Source organism: Streptomyces sp. CA-210063, assembly GCF_024612015.1.
In the GTDB taxonomy this organism is placed as follows: Bacteria; Actinomycetota; Actinomycetes; order Streptomycetales; family Streptomycetaceae; genus Streptomyces.
The window spans coordinates 2,202,022-2,220,519 of the sequence record NZ_CP102512.1 but is presented as its reverse complement, the minus strand read 5'-3'; the positions used below and the strand labels follow the sequence as shown (position 1 = coordinate 2,220,519).

General features: G+C 71.6%; 15 protein-coding genes. 10 read left to right on the top strand and 5 right to left on the bottom strand.

Annotated elements, in window-relative coordinates; translation table 11 throughout:
* The first annotated feature begins 148 nt into the window (after nucleotides 1–148).
* The 3 genes from JIX56_RS09570 (at nucleotide 149) to JIX56_RS09560 (ending at nucleotide 2,662) form a co-directional block, all read left to right on the top strand.
* Nucleotides 149–700 carry a DUF1707 and FHA domain-containing protein gene (locus tag JIX56_RS09570; protein ID WP_257538719.1) on the top strand — a complete coding sequence of 184 codons (552 nt, stop codon included), beginning with the start codon at nucleotides 149–151 and terminating at the stop codon, nucleotides 698–700.
* Between the two features lie 193 nt (nucleotides 701–893).
* Nucleotides 894–2,258: a M14 family zinc carboxypeptidase gene (locus tag JIX56_RS09565; RefSeq protein ID WP_257538717.1), complete on the top strand. Its 1,365-nt coding sequence runs from the start codon at nucleotides 894–896 to the stop codon at nucleotides 2,256–2,258.
* Complete coding sequence (locus JIX56_RS09560; protein ID WP_257538715.1) at nucleotides 2,255–2,662, top strand: subtilase-type protease inhibitor; 408 nt, start codon at nucleotides 2,255–2,257, stop codon at nucleotides 2,660–2,662. The genes JIX56_RS09565 and JIX56_RS09560 overlap by 4 nt, the downstream gene beginning before the upstream one ends.
* A gap of 94 nt (nucleotides 2,663–2,756) precedes the next feature.
* Here the strand turns inward: JIX56_RS09560 and JIX56_RS09555 are convergent, their stop codons facing one another.
* The 3 genes from JIX56_RS09555 to glgX all read right to left on the bottom strand — a co-directional run bounded on the left by JIX56_RS09555 (nucleotide 2,757) and on the right by glgX (nucleotide 8,678).
* Nucleotides 2,757–4,010, bottom strand: coding sequence for a M14 family zinc carboxypeptidase (locus JIX56_RS09555; protein ID WP_257550797.1), 1,254 nt, complete (start codon nucleotides 4,008–4,010; stop codon nucleotides 2,757–2,759).
* A 155-nt stretch (nucleotides 4,011–4,165) separates the two neighbouring features.
* On the bottom strand, nucleotides 4,166–6,499 hold the full coding sequence (gene treY, locus JIX56_RS09550; protein WP_257538713.1) for a malto-oligosyltrehalose synthase: 2,334 nt from the start codon (nucleotides 6,497–6,499) through the stop codon (nucleotides 4,166–4,168).
* A 49-nt stretch (nucleotides 6,500–6,548) separates the two neighbouring features.
* Nucleotides 6,549–8,678 (bottom strand): glycogen debranching protein GlgX, encoded by a 2,130-nt coding sequence (gene glgX / locus JIX56_RS09545; protein ID WP_257538711.1) that lies wholly within the window; start codon nucleotides 8,676–8,678, stop codon nucleotides 6,549–6,551.
* Nucleotides 8,679–9,006: 328 nt separating this feature from the next.
* On the opposite strand from glgX, the gene JIX56_RS09540 reads away from it, so the two are divergent.
* From JIX56_RS09540 to JIX56_RS09530, 3 genes are all read left to right on the top strand, one after another.
* Nucleotides 9,007–10,254, top strand: coding sequence for an SAV2148 family HEPN domain-containing protein (locus tag JIX56_RS09540; protein ID WP_257550796.1), 1,248 nt, complete (start codon nucleotides 9,007–9,009; stop codon nucleotides 10,252–10,254).
* A gap of 150 nt (nucleotides 10,255–10,404) precedes the next feature.
* The gene (locus JIX56_RS09535) at nucleotides 10,405–11,127 is read left to right on the top strand and encodes a 3'-5' exonuclease (protein ID WP_257538709.1); all 723 of its coding nucleotides are present in this window, start codon (nucleotides 10,405–10,407) and stop codon (nucleotides 11,125–11,127) included.
* Nucleotides 11,124–11,603, top strand: coding sequence for a GNAT family N-acetyltransferase (locus JIX56_RS09530; protein WP_257538707.1), 480 nt, complete (start codon nucleotides 11,124–11,126; stop codon nucleotides 11,601–11,603). The genes JIX56_RS09535 and JIX56_RS09530 overlap by 4 nt, the downstream gene beginning before the upstream one ends.
* Nucleotides 11,604–11,612: 9 nt before the next feature.
* Here the strand turns inward: JIX56_RS09530 and JIX56_RS09525 are convergent, their stop codons facing one another.
* Nucleotides 11,613–12,476, bottom strand: coding sequence for a phosphotransferase enzyme family protein (locus tag JIX56_RS09525; protein ID WP_257538705.1), 864 nt, complete (start codon nucleotides 12,474–12,476; stop codon nucleotides 11,613–11,615).
* A gap of 256 nt (nucleotides 12,477–12,732) precedes the next feature.
* Between JIX56_RS09525 and JIX56_RS09520 the strand changes: the two genes are divergently transcribed.
* Genes JIX56_RS09520 through JIX56_RS09510 form a run of 3 tightly spaced genes read left to right on the top strand, consistent with a single transcriptional unit; the run spans nucleotide 12,733 to nucleotide 15,793 of the window.
* On the top strand, nucleotides 12,733–13,680 hold the full coding sequence (locus JIX56_RS09520; protein WP_257538703.1) for a carbohydrate ABC transporter permease: 948 nt from the start codon (nucleotides 12,733–12,735) through the stop codon (nucleotides 13,678–13,680).
* Nucleotides 13,677–14,510: a carbohydrate ABC transporter permease gene (locus JIX56_RS09515; protein WP_257538701.1), complete on the top strand. Its 834-nt coding sequence runs from the start codon at nucleotides 13,677–13,679 to the stop codon at nucleotides 14,508–14,510. The genes JIX56_RS09520 and JIX56_RS09515 overlap by 4 nt, the downstream gene beginning before the upstream one ends.
* Nucleotides 14,510–15,793, top strand: coding sequence for an ABC transporter substrate-binding protein (locus JIX56_RS09510; protein ID WP_257538699.1), 1,284 nt, complete (start codon nucleotides 14,510–14,512; stop codon nucleotides 15,791–15,793). The genes JIX56_RS09515 and JIX56_RS09510 overlap by 1 nt, the downstream gene beginning before the upstream one ends.
* Here the strand turns inward: JIX56_RS09510 and JIX56_RS09505 are convergent.
* Nucleotides 15,784–17,064: a hypothetical protein gene (locus tag JIX56_RS09505; protein WP_257538697.1), complete on the bottom strand. Its 1,281-nt coding sequence runs from the start codon at nucleotides 17,062–17,064 to the stop codon at nucleotides 15,784–15,786. The genes JIX56_RS09510 and JIX56_RS09505 overlap by 10 nt on opposite strands.
* Nucleotides 17,065–17,190: 126 nt before the next feature.
* Between JIX56_RS09505 and JIX56_RS09500 the strand changes: the two genes are divergently transcribed.
* Nucleotides 17,191–18,375, top strand: coding sequence for a glycosyltransferase (locus JIX56_RS09500; RefSeq protein WP_257538695.1), 1,185 nt, complete (start codon nucleotides 17,191–17,193; stop codon nucleotides 18,373–18,375).
* Nucleotides 18,376–18,498: the final 123 nt, after the last annotated feature.

The following is an 18,498-nucleotide window of genomic DNA, read 5'->3' as shown; positions in this document are numbered from 1 at the left end:
CGTCCATCGTGCGGCAAACGAGATCGGCGCGCGCTCGGATCGGGGCTTTTGAACCCGCGAGTCGTACTGTCCTCCCGCATGTCTGCGGATGGTCACCGTTTACGGGTTGTCTGGACACCTCCGGCCCTCCTGACCGACAATCACCAGCGTGACGTCGTCTTTCGAGTTCCCCACGCACCCCGCGCGGCTGTCGGACGCCGAGCGCGACCGCGCGCTGAGGGTGCTCCGTGACGGCGTCGCGCTGGGCCGGCTGTCGCACGACACGTTCATCCGGCGGATGGAGCTGGCCCTCACCGCCCGCCGCTCCGACGAACTCGCCGCGCTCACCGCCGACCTGCCCGCCGAGAAGCGCTGGTCCCGGCTGGTGCTCGGCACCGTCGGCGCGATCTCCGGCTTCGGGGTGAAGCTGCGCCGCGCCTGGCAGGCCGAGCGGCTCCCCAAGCTCCAGCTGCCGCACCCGGCGAGCGGCCACGGCCTGCGCATCGGCCGCGACCCGGCGAGCGGACTCCGGCTCAGCCACGAGACGGTCTCCCGCGTCCACGCCGAGCTGACCCGACAGGGCGGCATGTGGATCCTGCGTGACCTCGGCTCCACCAACGGCACCACCGTCAACGGCCGTCGGGTGATCGGCGCGGCCGTCGTGAAGGACGGCGATCAGGTGAGTTTCGGCCGGATGACGTTCCGCCTCTCCTCGGAGTGACCTCCCCACCGATCCCCGCACAAAGCTCTGGCCTGGTATTTACGCAGCGAGTTTGTCAACTCACCTTCCCTTCCGGGGTGTTGACGTACGTTCTCGGCCATGACTGACTGTGCTTACACCATGCACACCCGGTGAACCGACGGCGCCACACGCGTGGAGGTGTGCCCTGCCGCCACTCCTCCGCTACCCGACCGTGGACGAGTTGTCCGCCCGTGCCGCGGCACTCGTCGCCCGACATCCGCACCGCGCCCGACTGCGCCGCGTGGGCACGTCACGGGCGGGCACGCCGATGTGGCTGCTGTCCGTCGGGCGGGGCAGCCGCCACACCCTGATCGTCGCCGGCCCGCACGCCAACGAACCCGTGGGCGGTGCCACGGTCCTCCGACTCGCCGAACGGGCCCTGGCCGACCCCCGGTTGAGCGACCAAGCGGACACCACCTGGAACCTGCTGCTGAGCCTCGACCCCGACGGCTCCCGCCGCAACGAGGGCTGGCTGTCCGGCCCGTACACCCTCGGGCACTACTTCCGGCACTTCTTCCGCCCCGGCTTCCTGGAACAGCCCGAGTGGCTGCCCGACGGCGCCGCCGGGGCCGTCCTGCCGGAGACCCGCGCCCTCCTCGACCTCCAGGACGAACTGCGGCCCTTCCTCCAGTGCTCGCTGCACGGCGTCGACGTCGGCGGCGGCTTCGTCGAGCTGACCCGCGAACTGCCGGGCATCGCCCAGCGCGTCGCCCGCACCGCCGCCCGCCTCGGCATCCCGCGCGAGCTGAGCCCGTACGACACCCTGTACTGGCCCCGCCTCGGCCCCGCCGTCTACCGCATCCCGCCGCCGCGCCGGGGCGACCTGGCCGCCGCCATCACCGAGGCCGCCGTCGAGTCCACCTGGTACCACCCGCACCGCTACGGCACGGTCACCGCCGTCGTCGAGGCACCCATGTGGGGCGTGACCGCCGTCGAGGACGCCTCACCGTCGCCCGACGCCGACGCCGTACTGCGCACCGTCAGCCGCGCCCTGCGCCGCGACACCCGGCTGCTGGAGAGCATCCTCGCCCGCGTCCGCCCCTCGGCGGGCGCCGGCCCGGACGCCGCCCGGCTCCTCGCCCCGGTCGACGACTACGTACTGGTCGGGCCGGGCCTCGCCGACTCCTGGGACCCCGACGTCCACGACGTCGCCGCCCGGCCGCTGCCCCCGCTCGACACCGCCCGGCTCACGACCCTCGCCCTCTCCGGCCGCCGGGTCGCCCTGCGCACCGCCGGGCTGCTGCACCAGCTGGTGACCCGCGCCGGACACGACCCGGCCGACGCGCTGCCCGAGCTGGACCGGCTCATCGACGAGTGGTGCGCCGACTACCGCGACGGCTACGGGGCGCGCTGGATCCCCGTCGCCCGCCAGGCGGAGTACCAGGCCCGCGTCGTCCTCGCCGCGTTCGAACTGACGGCCGGACGTCCGCGCCCGGAGTCCGCCCCGCCGCCGCCCTGCCCGGACGCCCACGCCGACTCCCGTTCGGGTGAGCCCCCATGGAGTTCCGAGCCCGCCGTGCCGATGCACCGGGAATGACGAACACCACCCACGCGGTACGCAGCGGCCTGTTCGCCGCACTCGCACTCCTCACCGTCGGCGCCTCGGCCCCGGACCGGACGTCCGCCGCCCACAGCGACTGGCTCTACGTCTCCCTCACCCGAGGCGACGCCCGCTCCTTCGACACCCGCGGCACCCTCCTCCTCTGCGACCCGCCCCAGGGCCACGGCCGCGCCGCCCAGGCCTGCGCGCAACTCCGCGAAACCGGCGGAGACATCACCCGCATCCCCCACGAGCACGCCATCTGCGCCCAGATCTACGCCCCCGTCCGCGCCACCGCCCAAGGCCGGTGGAACGGCCGCCCGATCACCTACGAACAGACGTTCGCGAACGGCTGCGTGATGACGGCCCGGACGGGAGCGGTGTTCGCGCTGTCAGACTGACCGGCGCCCCGTAAGGGGCGCGGGGAACTGCGCGACAAGCCACGACGGACCCGCAGCCGCCTCACCACACCACGAGGCACTCCAGTAGGCGCACTCAGGACCCCACATCCCCCCGCGCGTACAACGCAGCCGCCAGCACCGTACGCACCTGATGCTCGACCTGATCACAGATCGGCACCCACCGCGCACGAAACCGGTCGGCAAAAGACTCGCACCAGTCGGAGACAACCCCTTCGAGATACGGCGCAGCCGGATCGTCGGCCTCCCTCAGAACCCGCAGCAGCATCGCCCCGGCCCGCAGCGGGAGCCGGCGCCCGAAGGCGTCCACACTGCCCACGTACGCCGTCGAGAGGTCCGGCGGCGGGCCGTCGGCCCAGTCCCGGGCCAGCCCCGGCACCAGGGCCAGCGCCCACCGGGCGGCACGCAGCAGCGGCCCCTCGGGCCCCGGCAGCCGGGGCAGCGCGTCGGCGAGGACCCGTTCCACCTGTCCCGCCTCCGCGAGGAGCCGCCGCGCCAGATGCCGCAGGGCCGCCGCCGGGGCCGGGTGCGGGGCCGTGTCGTCCACCAGGTCGCTCGCCCACATCGGCACCTCGACGACCGCCGTCAGGCCGCCGTACCGGTGGGCTTGGTACCAGGTGCTGTGCCGGGCGTCGTCCGGCATGCTCGGGTACGCCGCATGGCCGCCGGGCCGCGGCATGACGAAGACCCCGGGTCCGGAGACGGGCCAGCCGGCGGCGTCGGAGGCGCCCATCTCCACGGGTATGCCCAGCTCGGCCGCGGACTTGGCGAACGGCTCGGCGAGCCCCGGCACGTCCTTCGTCAACTGCACCCAGCTGCCGCCGAGATCGGTGCCGTGCAGGGTCACCTGGAGGTAGGGTCGCAGCTCGTTGATCACCTTCAGCAGGGCGCGCGTCTCGGGCGGCAGCCGGTCCGGCGGCAGCACCGACGGCGACCACTCCGGCTGCTCGGGACCGGCCGGCCGGAAGAACCCCAGGTGGTAGTCGAGCAGCGTGCGCGGCGCCTGGGCCATGTGCAGGCTCGCCCCGTCCGGGTCCGCGCAGAGCACGAAGTGCCAGGAGACACCGGTCCGCAACGCCCGCTCCCGCAGGACCCGTTCGGCCAGCGCGAGCACGGTGGAGCCGCCGGTCGGCTCGTTCGCGTGGGCGCCCGCGACGACCAGGACGGCATGTCTCGCATGGCCCACGGACAGCAGCCGCAGCGGCCGGCCCGCGCGCGAGACACCGATCCGCCGCAGCGCACACAGCCCCGGCCGACGGACCGTCAGAGCCCGCGCCGCCGACTCCAGTTCCGCCACCGTGGGATAACCGAGCTCCAACAGGAGACCCACCCCCGTCCAGTCCACCTGGCATCACAATCCCTCCACCCGACCGAATCGAGTGGGGGATATGTCCAGTGTCCTTCCGTGGAAGGGGCGGCTCCAAGGGGCGCCCAGAGGCATTCACCGTTACCCGGCACGGGAGTTACCGCTACCCGGCGCAGGAGTCACGGCTGCCTGTCGACCCGTTCAAGGAGCGCGACCGGCAGCGTCTCGAAGAGCTCCGCCACCCGCACGTCCCCCGCGAACTCCCGCTCCTGGCCGAGCGCATCGGTCCACCGCCCCTCCGGCAGCGCCAGCCGCGTGTCCCCCCAGCCGCCGGCCTCCGCCAGTCGCAGCGACAACCGCGTGACAGCGGTGACCACCGCACCGGACCGTTCGAACGCCACACAGTGCCCGGCCCCCGGTCCGTCCGCCGGCAGCGGCGCGTACGTCGCCCCGTCCCCGAACACTTCCGGCCGCCGCCGGCGCAGCCGTAGCGCGGCCGAGGTGAGCCGGAACTTGTCGGAAGCCCCCTCCCCGGGCGCCAAGGGCCGCCGGTTGTCCGGGTCCACCAGCGCCCGGTACTCCTCCTCCGTCCCCTGGTAGACGTCCGGCACCCCCGGCATGGTCAGCTGCACCAGGGCCGCACCGAGAGAGTTCGCCCGCACATGGGGCTCCAGGGCCTCCCGCAGCGAGGCGACACGCGCGTCCACGGCGGGCCCCCGCGCGACGAAGTCCGCCACCGCCCGCTCGTACGCCGGGTTCTGCTCGGTCCAGGAGGTGTGCAGCCCCGCCTCCCGCACATGCTTCAGCAGGGCCCCCTGCAACCGCTCCCCGTCCGCGGGGCCGAGCCCGAACGCCGTCTGCCAGGCCGCCCACGCCATCTGCGGATCCGGCACCCCCGCACCGTCCCGCGTCACCTCCGCCAGCGCATCGGCCCACCGCTCCGGGCACTCGCCGAGCACCGCGATCGCCGCCCGCACATCCGCGCTGCGCTTGGTGTCATGGGTCGACAGCACGGTCCCCGTCGCCGGCCAGTCGCGCTGCACCCGAGCGCAGTAGGCGTGGAAGTCCTCCGTCGAGACGGCCGGACTCCCCGGATCGCCACCCACCTCGTTCGCGGACAGCAACGGCACATACCGATAGAACGCCGTGTCCTCCACCGACTTGGCCCGCAGCGCCGACGAGGTCTGCGCGAACCGCGCCCGGAACTCCTCGCCCTCCGGCCCCTCACCCACCCGCCCCAGCACCAGATCCCGTACGGCGTCCACCGACCGGGCCTCCTCGGGCACCACGAACACCGCACGCGCCTCGGCCGCGGCCTCCTCGGTGACGACGAGGGAGGCGTCCCGGGAGGTGTACGGCCGGTACACCTCCATCCGGGCGAGCAGCTCGCACAGCGCGGTGCGCAGCGCCCACGGCGCGTGGTCGCGCAGGGTGAGCTCGGGGGAGCGCTCGCACAGCCGGTGCGCCACCCGGGTGAGCCGTTCGACCTCCGTCGCCAGCTCATGCGTGAGCACGCGATACGCGGCCCGCCGTACGGTCGACTCCCATTCGCCGCCCCGGTCGGCCTGCGCGGCCGTGAACCGCCGGTACTGCCCCAGCAGCTCACCGGCCCCCGCCGGATCGGTGAACAGCCCGTCGACGTGTCGCAGCGCGTCATAGCCGGTGGTCCCCGCGACCGGCCAGGCCGCGGGGAGCGTCTCCCCGTCCGCCAGGATCTTCTCGACGACGGTCCACCGCCCCCCGGTGGCCTCGTGCAGCCGCCGCAGATAGGCGTCGGGATCGGCGAGTCCGTCAGGATGATCGACCCGCAGCCCCTGAACGACGTCCTCCTCCAGCAGCTGGAGGATCTTCGCATGGGTCGCGTCGAAGACCTCCGGTTCCTCCACCCGCACCCCGATCAGCTCCGAGATACTGAAGAACCGCCGGTAGTTCAGCTCCGTACGGGCCAGCCGCCACCACACCGGCCGGTACCACTGCGCGTCCAGCAGCTGCGGCAACGGCAGCTTCTCGGTGCCCTCCCGCAGCGGGAACACATGGTCGTAGTAGCGCAGCTCCCGCCCGTCCACCACGAACTGCTCGATCTCCGCGCCGATCGGCCCCCCGAGCACCGGCAGCAGCACCCGCCCGTCCCGCGCCTCCCAGTCGATGTCGAACCACCGCGCGTACGCCGACTCCGGCCCGTCCCGCAACACCGCCCACAGCGCCCGGTTGTGCCGAGGCGCCATCGCCATGTGGTTCGGCACGATGTCCACGACCATCCCGAGCCCATGCTCCCGAGCGGTCCGGGCCAGCGCCCGCAGCCCGTCCTCCCCGCCGAGCTCCCCCCGCACCCGCCCGTGATCGACCACGTCGTACCCGTGCCGCGACCCCGGCACGGACTCCAGCACGGGCGAGAGATGAAGATGCGACACCCCGAGCGAGGCGATGTACGGCACGGCGGCGGAGGCGGCGGCAAAGGGGAAGTCGGGCTGGAGCTGAAGCCGATACGTGGCGGTGGGCACGACAGAGGTCATGCAGACCTACGTACCCGCCAGACGACGGTTGAGCGCCCTGACACGCCGCCTAAGTCGGCCTCCTGAAAACAGCCAGGCTCCGATCCACCAAACTCACCCGTTCCCCAGCCGCCACCTTCGGCCCGTCCACAGGCACCGCGTCCTCCCGCCCCGTATCCACCACCATCTGCCACTGGGGCCCATGGTTGACCGGCACCACGAACTCCAGCGGCTCCGCAGACGCGTTGACCATCAACAGGAACGAGTCATCGCTGATCCGCTCGCCGCGCGAACCCGGCTCGGAGATCGCGTTCCCGTTCAGGAACACGGTGACCGCTCCCGCCCCCGTCGAGTCCCAGTCCCGCTGCGTCATCTCCGTCCCCTCCGGCGTGAACCACGCGATGTCCGACAGCTCGTCGTGGGTCCCCTCCACCGGCCGACCGTGGAAGAAGCGCCGCCGCCGAAAGACGGGATGGTCCTTCCGCAGCCACACCATCGCGCGCGTGAACTCCAGCAGATCCCCGAAGACCTCGCCGTCGTCCCCGTCCTCGCCGGAAGGCCACGGCACCCAGGACAACTCGTTGTCCTGGCAGTACGCGTTGTTGTTGCCGCTCTGCGTCCGCGCGAACTCGTCGCCGTGGCTGAGCATCGGCACCCCCTGCGACAGCATCAACGTCGCGACGAAGTTCCGCATCTGCCGGACCCGCAACGCCAGCACCTCGGGGTCGTCGGTCTCGCCCTCCGCCCCGCAGTTCCAGGACCGGTTGTGGCTCTCGCCGTCCCGGTTGTCCTCACCGTTCGCGTCGTTGCGCTTGTCGTTGTAGGAGACGAGATCCCGCATCGTGAAGCCGTCGTGGCAGGTCACGAAGTTGATGGAGGCCAGTGGCCGCCGCCCGTCGTCCTGGTACAGGTCGGAGGAGCCGGTCAGCCGGGACGCGAACTCCGCGACCGTGCGCGGCTCGCCCCGCCACAGGTCCCGCACGGTGTCCCGGTACTTGCCGTTCCACTCGGTCCACAGCGGGGGGAAGTTCCCCACCTGGTAGCCGCCCTCGCCGACGTCCCAGGGCTCGGCGATCAGCTTCACCTGGGAGACCACGGGGTCCTGCTGGACGAGGTCGAAGAACGACGACAGCCGGTCCACCTCGTGGAACTGCCGGGCCAGCGTCGCGGCGAGGTCGAAGCGGAAGCCGTCGACGTGCATCTCGGTGACCCAGTACCGCAACGAGTCCATGATCAGCTGCAGGACGTGCGGGGACCGCATGAGCAGGGAGTTTCCCGTCCCCGTCGTGTCCATGTAGTAGCGCGGGTCGTCCGTGAGCCGGTAGTACGACGGATTGTCGAGGCCCTTGAACGACAGCGTCGGACCCAGGTGGTTGCCCTCGGCCGTGTGGTTGTAGACCACGTCGAGGATGACCTCGATCCCGGCCTCGTGCAGCGCCCGGACCGCCGACTTGAACTCCAGCACCTGCTGCCCCCGGTCGCCCCAGGAGGCGTAGGCGTTGTGCGGGGCGAAGAAGCCGATCGTGTTGTAGCCCCAGTAGTTGCTGAGGCCCATGTCGGCCAGCCGGTGGTCGTTCACGAACTGGTGTACGGGCATCAGCTCCAGCGCCGTGACGCCCAGTCCGGTCAGGTGTTCGATGATCGCCGGGTGGGCGAGCGCCGCGTAGGTGCCGCGCAGTTCCTCGGGCAGCCCCGGGTGCCGCATCGTGAGGCCCTTGACGTGGGCCTCGTAGATCACCGTGTGGTGGTACTCGGTGCGGGGCCGCCGGTCGTCGCCCCAGTCGAAGTACGGATTGACCACGACCGACGTCATCATGTGCGGTGCCGAGTCGAGGTCGTTGCGCCGGTCGGGCGCCCCGAAGTGATAGCCGTACACCTCCTCGCCCCACTTGACGGAGCCGCTGATGGCACGCGCGTACGGGTCGAGAAGCAGCTTCGCGGAGTTGCAGCGCAGCCCGCGCTCCGGTGCGTACGGGCCGTGCGCGCGGAAGCCGTACCGCTGCCCGGGCATCACGCCGGGCAGGTACGCGTGCCGTACGAACGCGTCCGTCTCGCGCAGCTCCACCGCCGTCTCGGAGCCGTCGTCGTCCAGGAGACACAGCTCGACTCGGTGCGCGGCCTCCGAGAAGACCGCGAAATTGGTTCCGGCGCCGTCGTACGTGGCGCCGAGCGGATACGCCTGTCCAGGCCAGACCTGCATGGATACGACTCTTCCAGTTGTCGCGCGCCGCTGGGGGCGACTCCGGGTGGAGTCTCCCCCAAACTGATGGAACCACCTATGACATACGTGCCTTCTGCCCAGTGGACGACACTTCGTGACGGTCCGGCGTCCACTTGTGATGTCCCGGCGCGGCTGACCGCTATGAAACAGCTCACTCCCGAAAGCGGTAGCAGGCCGGAACGGCCAAGTCACGTGGGGTAGTTGAGAAACGACCTGTCCATCCGGCTGTATCGCCGGGCGGTACCGGAGTACCCTTCCTTGATCGTTGAGTAGGGGTGAGCTCGGGGGAGCGGAAGGCGGTGCGTGGGTGGGCTCGGGAGGGCTGGAGCTGCCTCCTGGTGACGCGGGCGACGCGGGTCACGAGGGGAACTCCACAGATGTCCCACCCGGCGCGGTGTCCCTGGCACGGCCGATGGAGAGGGGATCCATCGGCCCGGAACTGGACTGGAACGCCGACGCCTGGCTCGAAGTGCGCACGCGCGCCCAGCGGGCCGGCCGCGCCTACATCTGGCTGAACCTCGTCGAACAGCGGCTGCGGGCGGTGGTGGCCGCCGTGCTGCGGCCCATCTACGAGCCCGTCCACGGCGACGACTGGGTGGTCGCCGCCGCCGGACCCGCCGGACAGGAGTGGGTCCAGCGAGCCGTCGCGGTCCGCGAGGTCAGCCGCCGCAAGGGCTATCTCCTCGACCCCGCCGACGACAATGTGCTCAGCTTCCTCACCCTGCCCCAGCTGCGCGAGCTGATGGTGCAGCACTGGCCCTGCTTCGAGCCGTACGTCGACGAGCGGCGCGACGTGGAACTGGCCCTCGACGAGCTGGAGGTCACCCGGAACGTCGTCTCCCGCAACCGGGCCCTCTCCGAGGCCGTCCTCGCCCAGGCCGAGCGCGCCTCGGCGAAGCTGCTGGAGATCCTCGGCGCGGGCAGCGACGTCCCCTCCGCGCGCCGGCTGCCCGTCGACGCGGTCGAGGACCTGGTCGGCGACCGGTACGCGGACGTCGTCGGCGTCCATCCCGACCGGGTACGGCTGCTGCGGCAGTTCCCCGCCGAGGACCTCTTCGGCGGCGCCCGCCGCCTCGACGCCATCGGCATAGGCCTGAACCTCCTCGTGCAGAACTTCTCCGGGCGGCGGCTGGTGCGGCTCGCCGAGTCGGGATGCCGGGTACGGCTGCTCTTCCTCAACCCCGCGTCCAGCGCGGTCAAGCGGCGCGAGCGCGAACTGGGCATAAAGAGGGGCGAGTTGAGCCGTGCCGTGGAGATGAACATCCTCCATATGCGCCGGGTCCGCTCCAAGCTGCGCGACCCCGGCGCCTTCGAGATCCAGGTCTACGACGAGACGCCCCGCTTCACCGCCTACCTCGTGGACGGCGACGGCTCGGACGGCGTCGCCGTCATCCAGACCTATCTGCGGCGCACCCGGGGCATGGAGGCGCCGGTGCTCGTACTGCGCGGCGGCAACCGCGTCCTCAAGGCGAACGAGAACGGCGAAGTCGGTCTTTTCGATACATACCGCGAGGAGTTCGAGGTGGCCTGGGCGGACTCGCGGCCGGTGTCGTGAGCCGCGCGTGAGCCGGGCTGTGAGCCGAGCTGTGACCCCCGCCGTGGCCCGGTGGCGCGGTGCCAAGCGGAATGCGGTCCTCGGATTGTCAGTGGCCCATGCGATGGTGGTGGTCACTGGGGGAAAGCACCACCAAGAAGGGGGGCCAGCATGGGTTGGCACCGGCAGCTGCTGATCGGCTTCGACCTGGAGACCACCGGGACGGACCCGCGCGAGGCGCGCATCGTCACGGGCGCGGTGATCGAGGTCACGGACGGGGAGCCGGTCGGGCACCGGGAATGGCTCGCCGATCCGGGCATGGAGATCCCGGAGGAGGCGGTGGCGGTGCACGGCATCACCAACGCCCGCGCGAGCGCCGAGGGGAGACCGGCCGACCAGGTCGCCGACGCCATCGCCGACGTCCTCGTCTCCTACTGGAAGACAGGCGTCCCGGTCGTGGCGTACAACGCGGCCTTCGACCTCACCCTGCTCGCCGCCGAGCTGCGCCGGCACGCCCTGCCGTCCCTGCGCGACCGTCTCGGAGGCCTCGACCCGGCGCCGGTCATCGACCCGTACACGATCGACCGCTCCGTCGACCGCTACCGCCGCGGCAAGCGCAACCTCGAAGCGGTCTGCGCCGAGTACGGCGTCCCGCTGGACGCCGCCCATGACGCGTCCGCCGACGCCCTCGCCGCCGCCCGCCTCGCCCGCGCGATAGCCCAGCGCCACCCGAAGGTCGCCGCCCTCGGCCCGGCCGAGCTCCACCGCCGCCAGATCGACTGGTACGCCGAGTGGGCCACCGACTTCCAGGCCTTCCTCCGCCGCAAGGGCAACCCGGAAGCCGTCGTGGACGCGACCTGGCCCCTGCGTGAGTCGGCGGAGGAAACGGTATGACCACCGCCCCGATCTCCCTCCGCGAAATGCGTGACAGCGACCTGCCCGTCTTCTGGAAGCACGCGTCCGACCTCGAGGCACAGCAGATTGCCGCTTTCACCGGGGAGTACCACTACGACCGGGGGCTCTTCGACAGCCACTGGGCGAAGATCCGCGCCCACCCGGACGTCCTGATGCGCACCGTGCTCGCCGACGACGAGGTGGTCGGCCATGTCTCGGTGTACGGGCCGTCGGACGAACGTGAGGTCACCTACTGGATCGACCGGGCGTACTGGGGCCGTGGCGTGGCCACGGCGGCGCTCACCGCCCTGATCGGCCTCGACGGCTCCCGGCCCCTGCACGCCTACGCGGCGGCCGACAACACGGGCTCGATCCGCGTGCTGGAGAAGTGCGGTTTCGTCATCGCCGGCCACGAGCGAGGTTTCGCCCGGGCCCGCGCCGGTGAGATCGACGAAGTGGTCCTCGTCCTGACCTGATCTCCCCGCTCAGAAGGGATACCAGCGGACCGTCTCGTCCCCGTCGCGCAGCGAGGCGACGCGGCGTTCGAACTCGGCCAGTGCCTTGGGGTTGGTCGGGGCGTGCTGGGCGACCCACGCGCAGCTCGCCGTCTCGCGGGCACCGCGCAGCACCGAGCAGCCCTCCCATGCGCGTACGTCCCAGCCGTACGTGGCCGTGAAGGCGTCATAGTCCTCGGCCGGCAGGCCGTAACGGTCGTGGGAGAGGGCCATGACCACGAGGTCGTGTTCGCGGAGGTCGCCGGAGAAGGTCTCCAGGTCGACGAGGACGGGGCCGTCCGGGCCGACATGGACGTTGCGGGGGAGGGCGTCGCCGTGGATCGGCCCCGGCGGCAGGTGGGGGGTGAGGGCGGTCGCGGCTGCCGCGAAGCCGTCGCGCCGTTCGCGGAGGTAGGCCGCGTCCGCCGGGTCGATCGCGTCGCCGGCCAGGCGCAGCCAGCGCTCCACGCCGCCCAGCAGTTCACGGCGGGGCAGTGCCAAAGGAGGGGTGGGGAGGGCGTGGACCAGTCGAAGGAGTTCGGCCAAATCGCGGGGGCCCGCCGGGCATACGGGGTCGGGCAGCCGGTGCCACACGGTCACCGGGTGCCCCTCCACGAGCAGGGCCTCGGACTCGGCGGCCCGCACGGCGGGGACGCCCGCCTCGGCGAGCCAGACCGCGACGGCCAGTTCGCGGCGGGCCCGGTCGAGGAGTTCGGCGTCGCGGCCCACCTTGACGACCAGGTCATCGGCGGCGAACACCGCGTTCTCCCCCAGGGCGAGCAGTCGCGCCTCCCCGGCCGCACCGGGCAGCACACCGGCCGCGACCAGTACGTCCCGCGCCCGTGCCTCGTCCATCCTTCGCCTCCGCATCCGACCGGGTCCGTACGACCGACGCCCCGGCGGGACGTCAGGTTCACGCCATACAACGGTCAGTCTCGCATTCGTCCAGGTCGGGCGATGTGCGCGGTGCCTTGACGACCCTTCAAGCCGTCAGCACCATGACGGAGGCCGCGTGGGAGACCACACCGTCACAAGTCGCCCGAGCCCACTCAATCGCCCAGTCCGCCCAGTCCGCCCAGTCCGCCCAGGCACATGCGAAGGAGCCGGCCGCATGACATTGGCGACCGCGACGCCGAAGCGCCCGCGACCGGCCGAGCGGCGCACCTCGGCCAAGGACGAGGAGCGGCGCCTTCTCGACCACGGCGCCTGGTTCCTGGTGCTGCCCGCGCTGATCCCCATCCTGGTGCTCAGCGTCGGACCGCTGCTGTACGGGATCGCCCTGGCCTTCACCGACGCGCAGTCCGGCCGGACCGAGCCCACCCAGTGGATCGGCACGCTCAACTTCCAGGATCTGCTGCACGACACCCTGTTCTGGGACTCGTTCCGGATCGGCCTGCTGTGGGCGGTCGGGGTGACCGTGCCGCAGTTCCTGCTCGCGCTCGGCCTCGCCCTGCTCCTCAACCAGCGGTTACGACTGCGCTGGCTGGCGCGGGCGCTCGCGATCATCCCGTGGGCCATGCCCGAGGTGGTCGTCGGCATCATGTGGCGCCTCGTCTACAACCCGGACGCGGGCATCCTCAACGAGACCCTCCGCGACCTGGGCCTCGGCGACGGCCGCGACTGGCTGAGCGGACTGGCCACCGCCCTGCCCGCCGTCATGGTGGTCGGCGTCTGGGCGGGCATGCCCCAGACCACCGTCGCCCTGCTCGCCGGCCTGCAGAACACCCCGCGCGAACTGCACGAGGCCGCCGCGATGGACGGCGCGGGCGCCTGGCGCCGCTTCCGCACGGTCACCTGGCCCGCCATCAGACCCATCGCCCTCGCCATCTCGGCGCTCAACCTGATCTGGAACTTCAACTCCTTCGCCCTGGTCTACGTCCTGACCAACGGCGGACCGGGCGGCCGCACCCGCCTGCCGATGCTCTTCGCGTACGAGGAGGCCTTCCGCTACGGGCAGTTCGGGTACGCGGCGGCGATGGGATGTGTGATGGTCGCGGTGATCTCGGTCCTCCTCGCCCTCCATCTGGTCGGCCGGCTGCGGCGGGGCGGTGACGCATGAGGACCAGCGGAGCGGCACGGACCGGCCAGTACGTGGCCCTTCTCGCGTATCTCGTCTTCCTCGCGTTCCCCTTCCTCTGGCTGGTCTCCACCGCCTTCAAACCCGCCCGCGAGCTGGGCAGTCTCCACCCGACCTGGATCCCGGAAAACCCGACCCTCGCCAACTTCCGGCAGGCCTTCGACGAACAGCCCCTGCTGGACGCCGCGCTCAACTCGCTGGTCGCGGCACTCGGCGCGGCCGTCGTCGCCGTACTGATCGCGACCCCGATGGCGTACGTCATGGCCCGGCACCGCACGACGCTGTCGCGGATGGCGACCGGGTGGGTGGTGGTCAGCCAGGCGTTCCCGTTCGTGCTGGTGATCATCCCGCTGTTCCTGGTGCTGAAGAACCTCCGGCTGATCAACTCCGTGCCCGGACTGATCATGGTGTACGTGGTGTGGGCCCTGCCGTTCGCGCTGTGGATGCTGGTCGGCTATGTCCGGGCCGTGCCCGCCGAGCTGGAGGAGGCGGCGGCGGTCGACGGGGCCGGGAAGCTGCGGACGCTGGTGTCGGTGACGGCGCCGCTGCTGGCACCGGGCATCGTGGCGACGGCGCTGTTCGCGTTCATCACCGCGTGGAACGAGTTCTTCTTCGCGCTCGTGCTGCTCAAGACCCCGGAGAAACAGACCCTGCCGGTCGTGCTCACGCACTTCATCGGCGCGGAGGGCGTGGCCGACCTCGGCCCGCTGGCCGCCGCCGCGTTCCTCGCGACGCTGCCCTCCCTGGTCGTCTTCGCGGTCATCCAGAAACGGATCACGGGCGGCATGCTCGCCGGGGCGGTGAAGAGCTGATGCGCGCACGATGGCTGATCACGGCCCTGCTGCTGTGCCTCCTGGTCGGCGGCTGCACCGGCGACGACGGCGGCTTTGCCGACGGCCGCGTCACCCTCCGCTTCCAGTCCCTGGCCTGGCAGGAGGAGTCCGTCGCGGCCAACAAGGAGCTGGTGAAGGAGTGGAACGCGACCCACCCCGACGTCGAGGTCGAGTACGTACAGGGGTCTTGGGACAGCGTCCACGACCAGCTGCTCACCTCCTTCGAGGGCGGTGAGGCGCCGGACATCATCCATGACGCCTCCGACGACCTCGCGGACTTCGCGTACGGCGGCTACCTCGCCGATCTGCGTGAGCTGCTGCCCGAGCGGCTCACGTCGGACATCCCGCGGCACAGTTGGGAGACGACGACCTTCGGGGACGGTATCTACGGGGTGCCGTTCCTCCAGGAGCCGAGGGTCCTGATCGCCAACGCCACGTGGCTCCGCGAGTCGGGCGTGCGCATTCCGACCCCCGAGGACCCATGGACCTGGGAGGAGTTCCGCGAAGCCGCCGAGGAGCTGAGCGGCGACGGGAAGTACGGCGTCGCCTGGCCGTTGAAGGAGCCGGTGTCGGCCACGCTCAACCTGTCGCTGTCGGCGGGCGGACAGCTGTTCCACCGGGACGAGGACGGCAGGGTCGAGGTCCGCTTCGAGGCGGCCGACGCGGTCGTACCGAAGACCGTGCACGACGAGGTGAACACCGACGAGAGCGCGTCGGGCACCACGCTCGGCATGGGCGGCTCCGACACGCTGCCCGGCTTCTTCGGCGGCAGGTACGCGATGGTCCCGCTCGGCTTCTCCTACCGTCAGCAGATCGTCCAGCAGGCACCCGAGGGCTTCGACTGGCAGGTGCTGCCCGCCCCGGCGGGCGCCGACGGCCTCACCCAGGGCGTCAGCCCGCAGACCCTCTCCGTCGCCGAGGACAGCCCCCACAAGAAGGAGGCCGCCGAGTTCATCGACTTCCTCCTGCGCCCCGAGAACATGGTCCGCCTCGCCCTCGGCGACTGGATGCTCCCGACCGGCACCGAGGCCCTGAAGGACCCCGCCCTGCGCACGACCGAGTACGACTGGGCCACCGGCACCGCCCTCGCCGCACACCTCCGCTCCGCCCCCGCCCAGTCCGTCCGCGGCTACCCGGAATGGAAGGACAAGGTCGCGACCCCCGCGTTCCAGGAGTACTACAGCGGCGCGATCGACCTCGACGAGCTGCGGGAACGGCTGGAGAAGGACGGCAACCTGGTGCTGGCCCGCTATCAGCGCTGAGCGGCACGCAGGACCAGAGCCTCCTGGAAGTCGGGGTGCGCCTCGGTGAACCGCTGACCCGCGGTCAGAGCGCTCGCCCGGTCGAACAGGGCCCGGGCGAGCGATGCGCCGCCGACCGCCGGATCCAGGGCGTACAGTCTGCGGGCCAGTGCCACGCCCTCGTCGAAGAGCGGCAGCACGGGCTCCAGGAAGAGGTAGCCGCGCCGGTGCACGGCGTGCAGCGCGGAGCGGACCGTCAGCCGGCGGTGCGTCAGGACTTGCCCGGCCAGTTCCGCGTCCGTGGCCCGCGCGTCCACGGCGGTGCTCGGCGCGGGCAGTCCGGCGAAGTAGCGCTCCCGGACATCGGGGGTCCACCTCCCGGCCTCCGCGCCGAATGCCGGGGCCGGGGCCGGGGAAGGGGCCGAAGAGCCGGGCGTCGGCGGCTCCCGGTCAGGGCCGGACAGTCCGAACAGGACCGCCCAGTACGGGTACAGATAGGCGCCGGGGCTGATGTCGCCGCTCGCGGCCGCCCCGGCCAGCAGCTCTGCGACCTCGTCGAACGCGGCGGAGGCGGCCTCGGACTCCCCGTACCCGTCCAGCAGTTCCGCGAGCCGGAGCAGGGCGAAGAGCAACAGCGACCGGGTCGTCCCCCGGGGGGCGAGGTCGCTCCGCTCCATCTCGACCAGTTCCCTGGCGGCCGCCAGGGCCGTCTCCCGCAGCCCGGCCGCCTCGGCCTCGGCCATCCATTCCAGGACGGCCCAGGCGGCGCCCCCGCCCTGGGTTCTGTACGGCCGGGCGTGCCGGACGACCTCCTCGTGGATCTCGGCCGCCTCGCGGTGCCGGCCCTCCTCGGCCAGGGCCCGCGCCCACAGCTCCAGCGTCGACCAGGCCGGGCCGCCCGAACCGTCTTCCAGCGCGCCGCGCGCGAGATCCGCCATCTCCTCGCGCAGCGCCAGCCCCTCAGGACGCCGACCGAGCACGAACAAGTGGTGCTGAAGGGGGTCGAGAGCCTTGAGCAGCACCTTCGTACGCATCGGATCGGATCCGTCCAGCGCGTACGCGGCCTCCGCCGCCTCCTCGAACAACGCCAGCCGCGCCTTGGGCAGTTCGTCGAACACGTCGCCGTAGCCGAGGGCGACCAGGGCCCGCGACAGCCGGGGCAGATAGGTCGCCGGACTCACCCGGGCCAGCACCCGGCACGCCTCGACCTCGTCCCGCCGCGTCGGTCTGCCGGAACCCAGCAGCACGTTCCGCGCCCGCAGCACCGCGTCCTGATCCACGTCCCCGCTCATCGTCCCCCTCTGCCGGCCATCCCTGCTGTACTCGAACGTTTATACGGCATTCGGCGGCGTCCGGCGTCGAGCCCCGAGGTTGTAAACGAGTTGCACGAGACGTCTCGTCTCGCATAGGGTCGCGTCATGACCTCCCACATCGCCATGTTCTCCATCGCCGCCCACGGCCACGTGAACCCGAGCCTCGAAGTGATCCGGGAGCTGGTGGCCCGCGGCCACCGGGTGACGTACGCGATCCCGCCGGCCTTCGCGGAGAAGGTGGCGCAGACGGGTGCCGAGCCGAAGCTCTGGCACTCGACGCTGCCCGGCCCCGACGCCGATCCCGAGGCGTGGGGCACCACGCTCCTCGACAACGTGGAGCCCTTCCTGAACGACGCGATCCAGGCCCTGCCGCAGCTCCTCGAGGCGTACGAGGGCGACGAGCCCGACCTCGTGCTGCACGACATCACCGCCTACCCGGCGCTCGTCCTCGCCCACCGCTGGGGCGTGAAGGCGATTTCGCTCTCCCCGAACCTGGTCGCCTGGACCGGCTACGAGGAAGAGGTCGCCGAACCCATGTGGGCCGAGCCGAAGAAGACGGAACGCGGCCAGGCGTACTACGCCCGCTTCCAGGCCTGGCTGGAGGAGAACGGGATCACCGAGCACCCCGACCCGTTCGTCGGCCGGCCCGCCCGCTCCCTGGTCCTCATCCCCAAGGCCCTCCAGCCGAACGCCGACCGGGTCGACGAGAGCCGCTACACCTTCGTCGGCGCCTGTCAGGGCGACCGTGCGGCACAGGTCGACTGGACGCGGCCGGCGGCCGCGGAGAAGGTGCTGCTCGTCTCGCTCGGGTCGTCCTTCACCAAGCAGCCCGACTTCTATCGCGAGTGTGTGAAAGCCTTCGGCGACCTGCCCGGCTGGCACATGGTGCTCCAGGTCGGCAGGCACGTCGACCCGGCCGAGCTGGGTGAGATCCCGGCCAACGTGGACGTGCGGGACTGGGTGCCGCAACTGGCGATCCTCAAGCAGGCCGACGCGTTCATCACCCACGCGGGCGCCGGCGGCAGTCAGGAAGGGCTCGCCACCGCCACGCCCATGGTCGCCGTACCGCAGGCCGTCGACCAGTTCGGCAACGCCGACATGCTTCAGTCGCTCGGCGTTGCCCGCCATCTGCCCATGGGGGAGGTGACGGCCGAGACCCTGCGCGAGGCGGTCCTCGCCCTCGTCGACGACCCCGAAGTCGCGCGCAGGCTCAGGGAGATACAGCAGGGCATGGCGGGGGAGGGCGGCACCCGGCGGGCGGCCGATCTGATCGAGGCGGAGCTTCGGTAACGGCCGGATAACACCGGGGGTGCGCGGAAAAGAACCATCGACTTGGGTGTGGGGTTCGACCGTTACCCCCGGTGAAAGGTTGCGCTCGGCACTTCTTGTACCTCAGGTGAACGGCTTCCAAGC

Bases quoted from the DNA above. Each gene is read 5' to 3' on its own strand.
- JIX56_RS09560 (WP_257538715.1), top strand. From the start codon at position 2,255: ATGACGAACACCACCCACGCGGTACGCAGCGGCCTGTTCGCCGCACTC.
- treY (WP_257538713.1), bottom strand. From the start codon at position 6,499: ATGACCTCTGTCGTGCCCACCGCCACGTATCGGCTTCAGCTCCAGCCC.
- glgX (WP_257538711.1), bottom strand. From the start codon at position 8,678: ATGCAGGTCTGGCCTGGACAGGCGTATCCGCTCGGCGCCACGTACGAC.
- JIX56_RS09535 (WP_257538709.1), top strand. From the start codon at position 10,405: ATGGGTTGGCACCGGCAGCTGCTGATCGGCTTCGACCTGGAGACCACC.
- JIX56_RS09530 (WP_257538707.1), top strand. From the start codon at position 11,124: ATGACCACCGCCCCGATCTCCCTCCGCGAAATGCGTGACAGCGACCTG.
- JIX56_RS09525 (WP_257538705.1), bottom strand. From the start codon at position 12,476: ATGGACGAGGCACGGGCGCGGGACGTACTGGTCGCGGCCGGTGTGCTG.
- JIX56_RS09520 (WP_257538703.1), top strand. From the start codon at position 12,733: ATGACATTGGCGACCGCGACGCCGAAGCGCCCGCGACCGGCCGAGCGG.
- JIX56_RS09515 (WP_257538701.1), top strand. From the start codon at position 13,677: ATGAGGACCAGCGGAGCGGCACGGACCGGCCAGTACGTGGCCCTTCTC.
- JIX56_RS09510 (WP_257538699.1), top strand. From the start codon at position 14,510: ATGCGCGCACGATGGCTGATCACGGCCCTGCTGCTGTGCCTCCTGGTC.
- JIX56_RS09505 (WP_257538697.1), bottom strand. From the start codon at position 17,064: ATGAGCGGGGACGTGGATCAGGACGCGGTGCTGCGGGCGCGGAACGTG.
- JIX56_RS09500 (WP_257538695.1), top strand. From the start codon at position 17,191: ATGACCTCCCACATCGCCATGTTCTCCATCGCCGCCCACGGCCACGTG.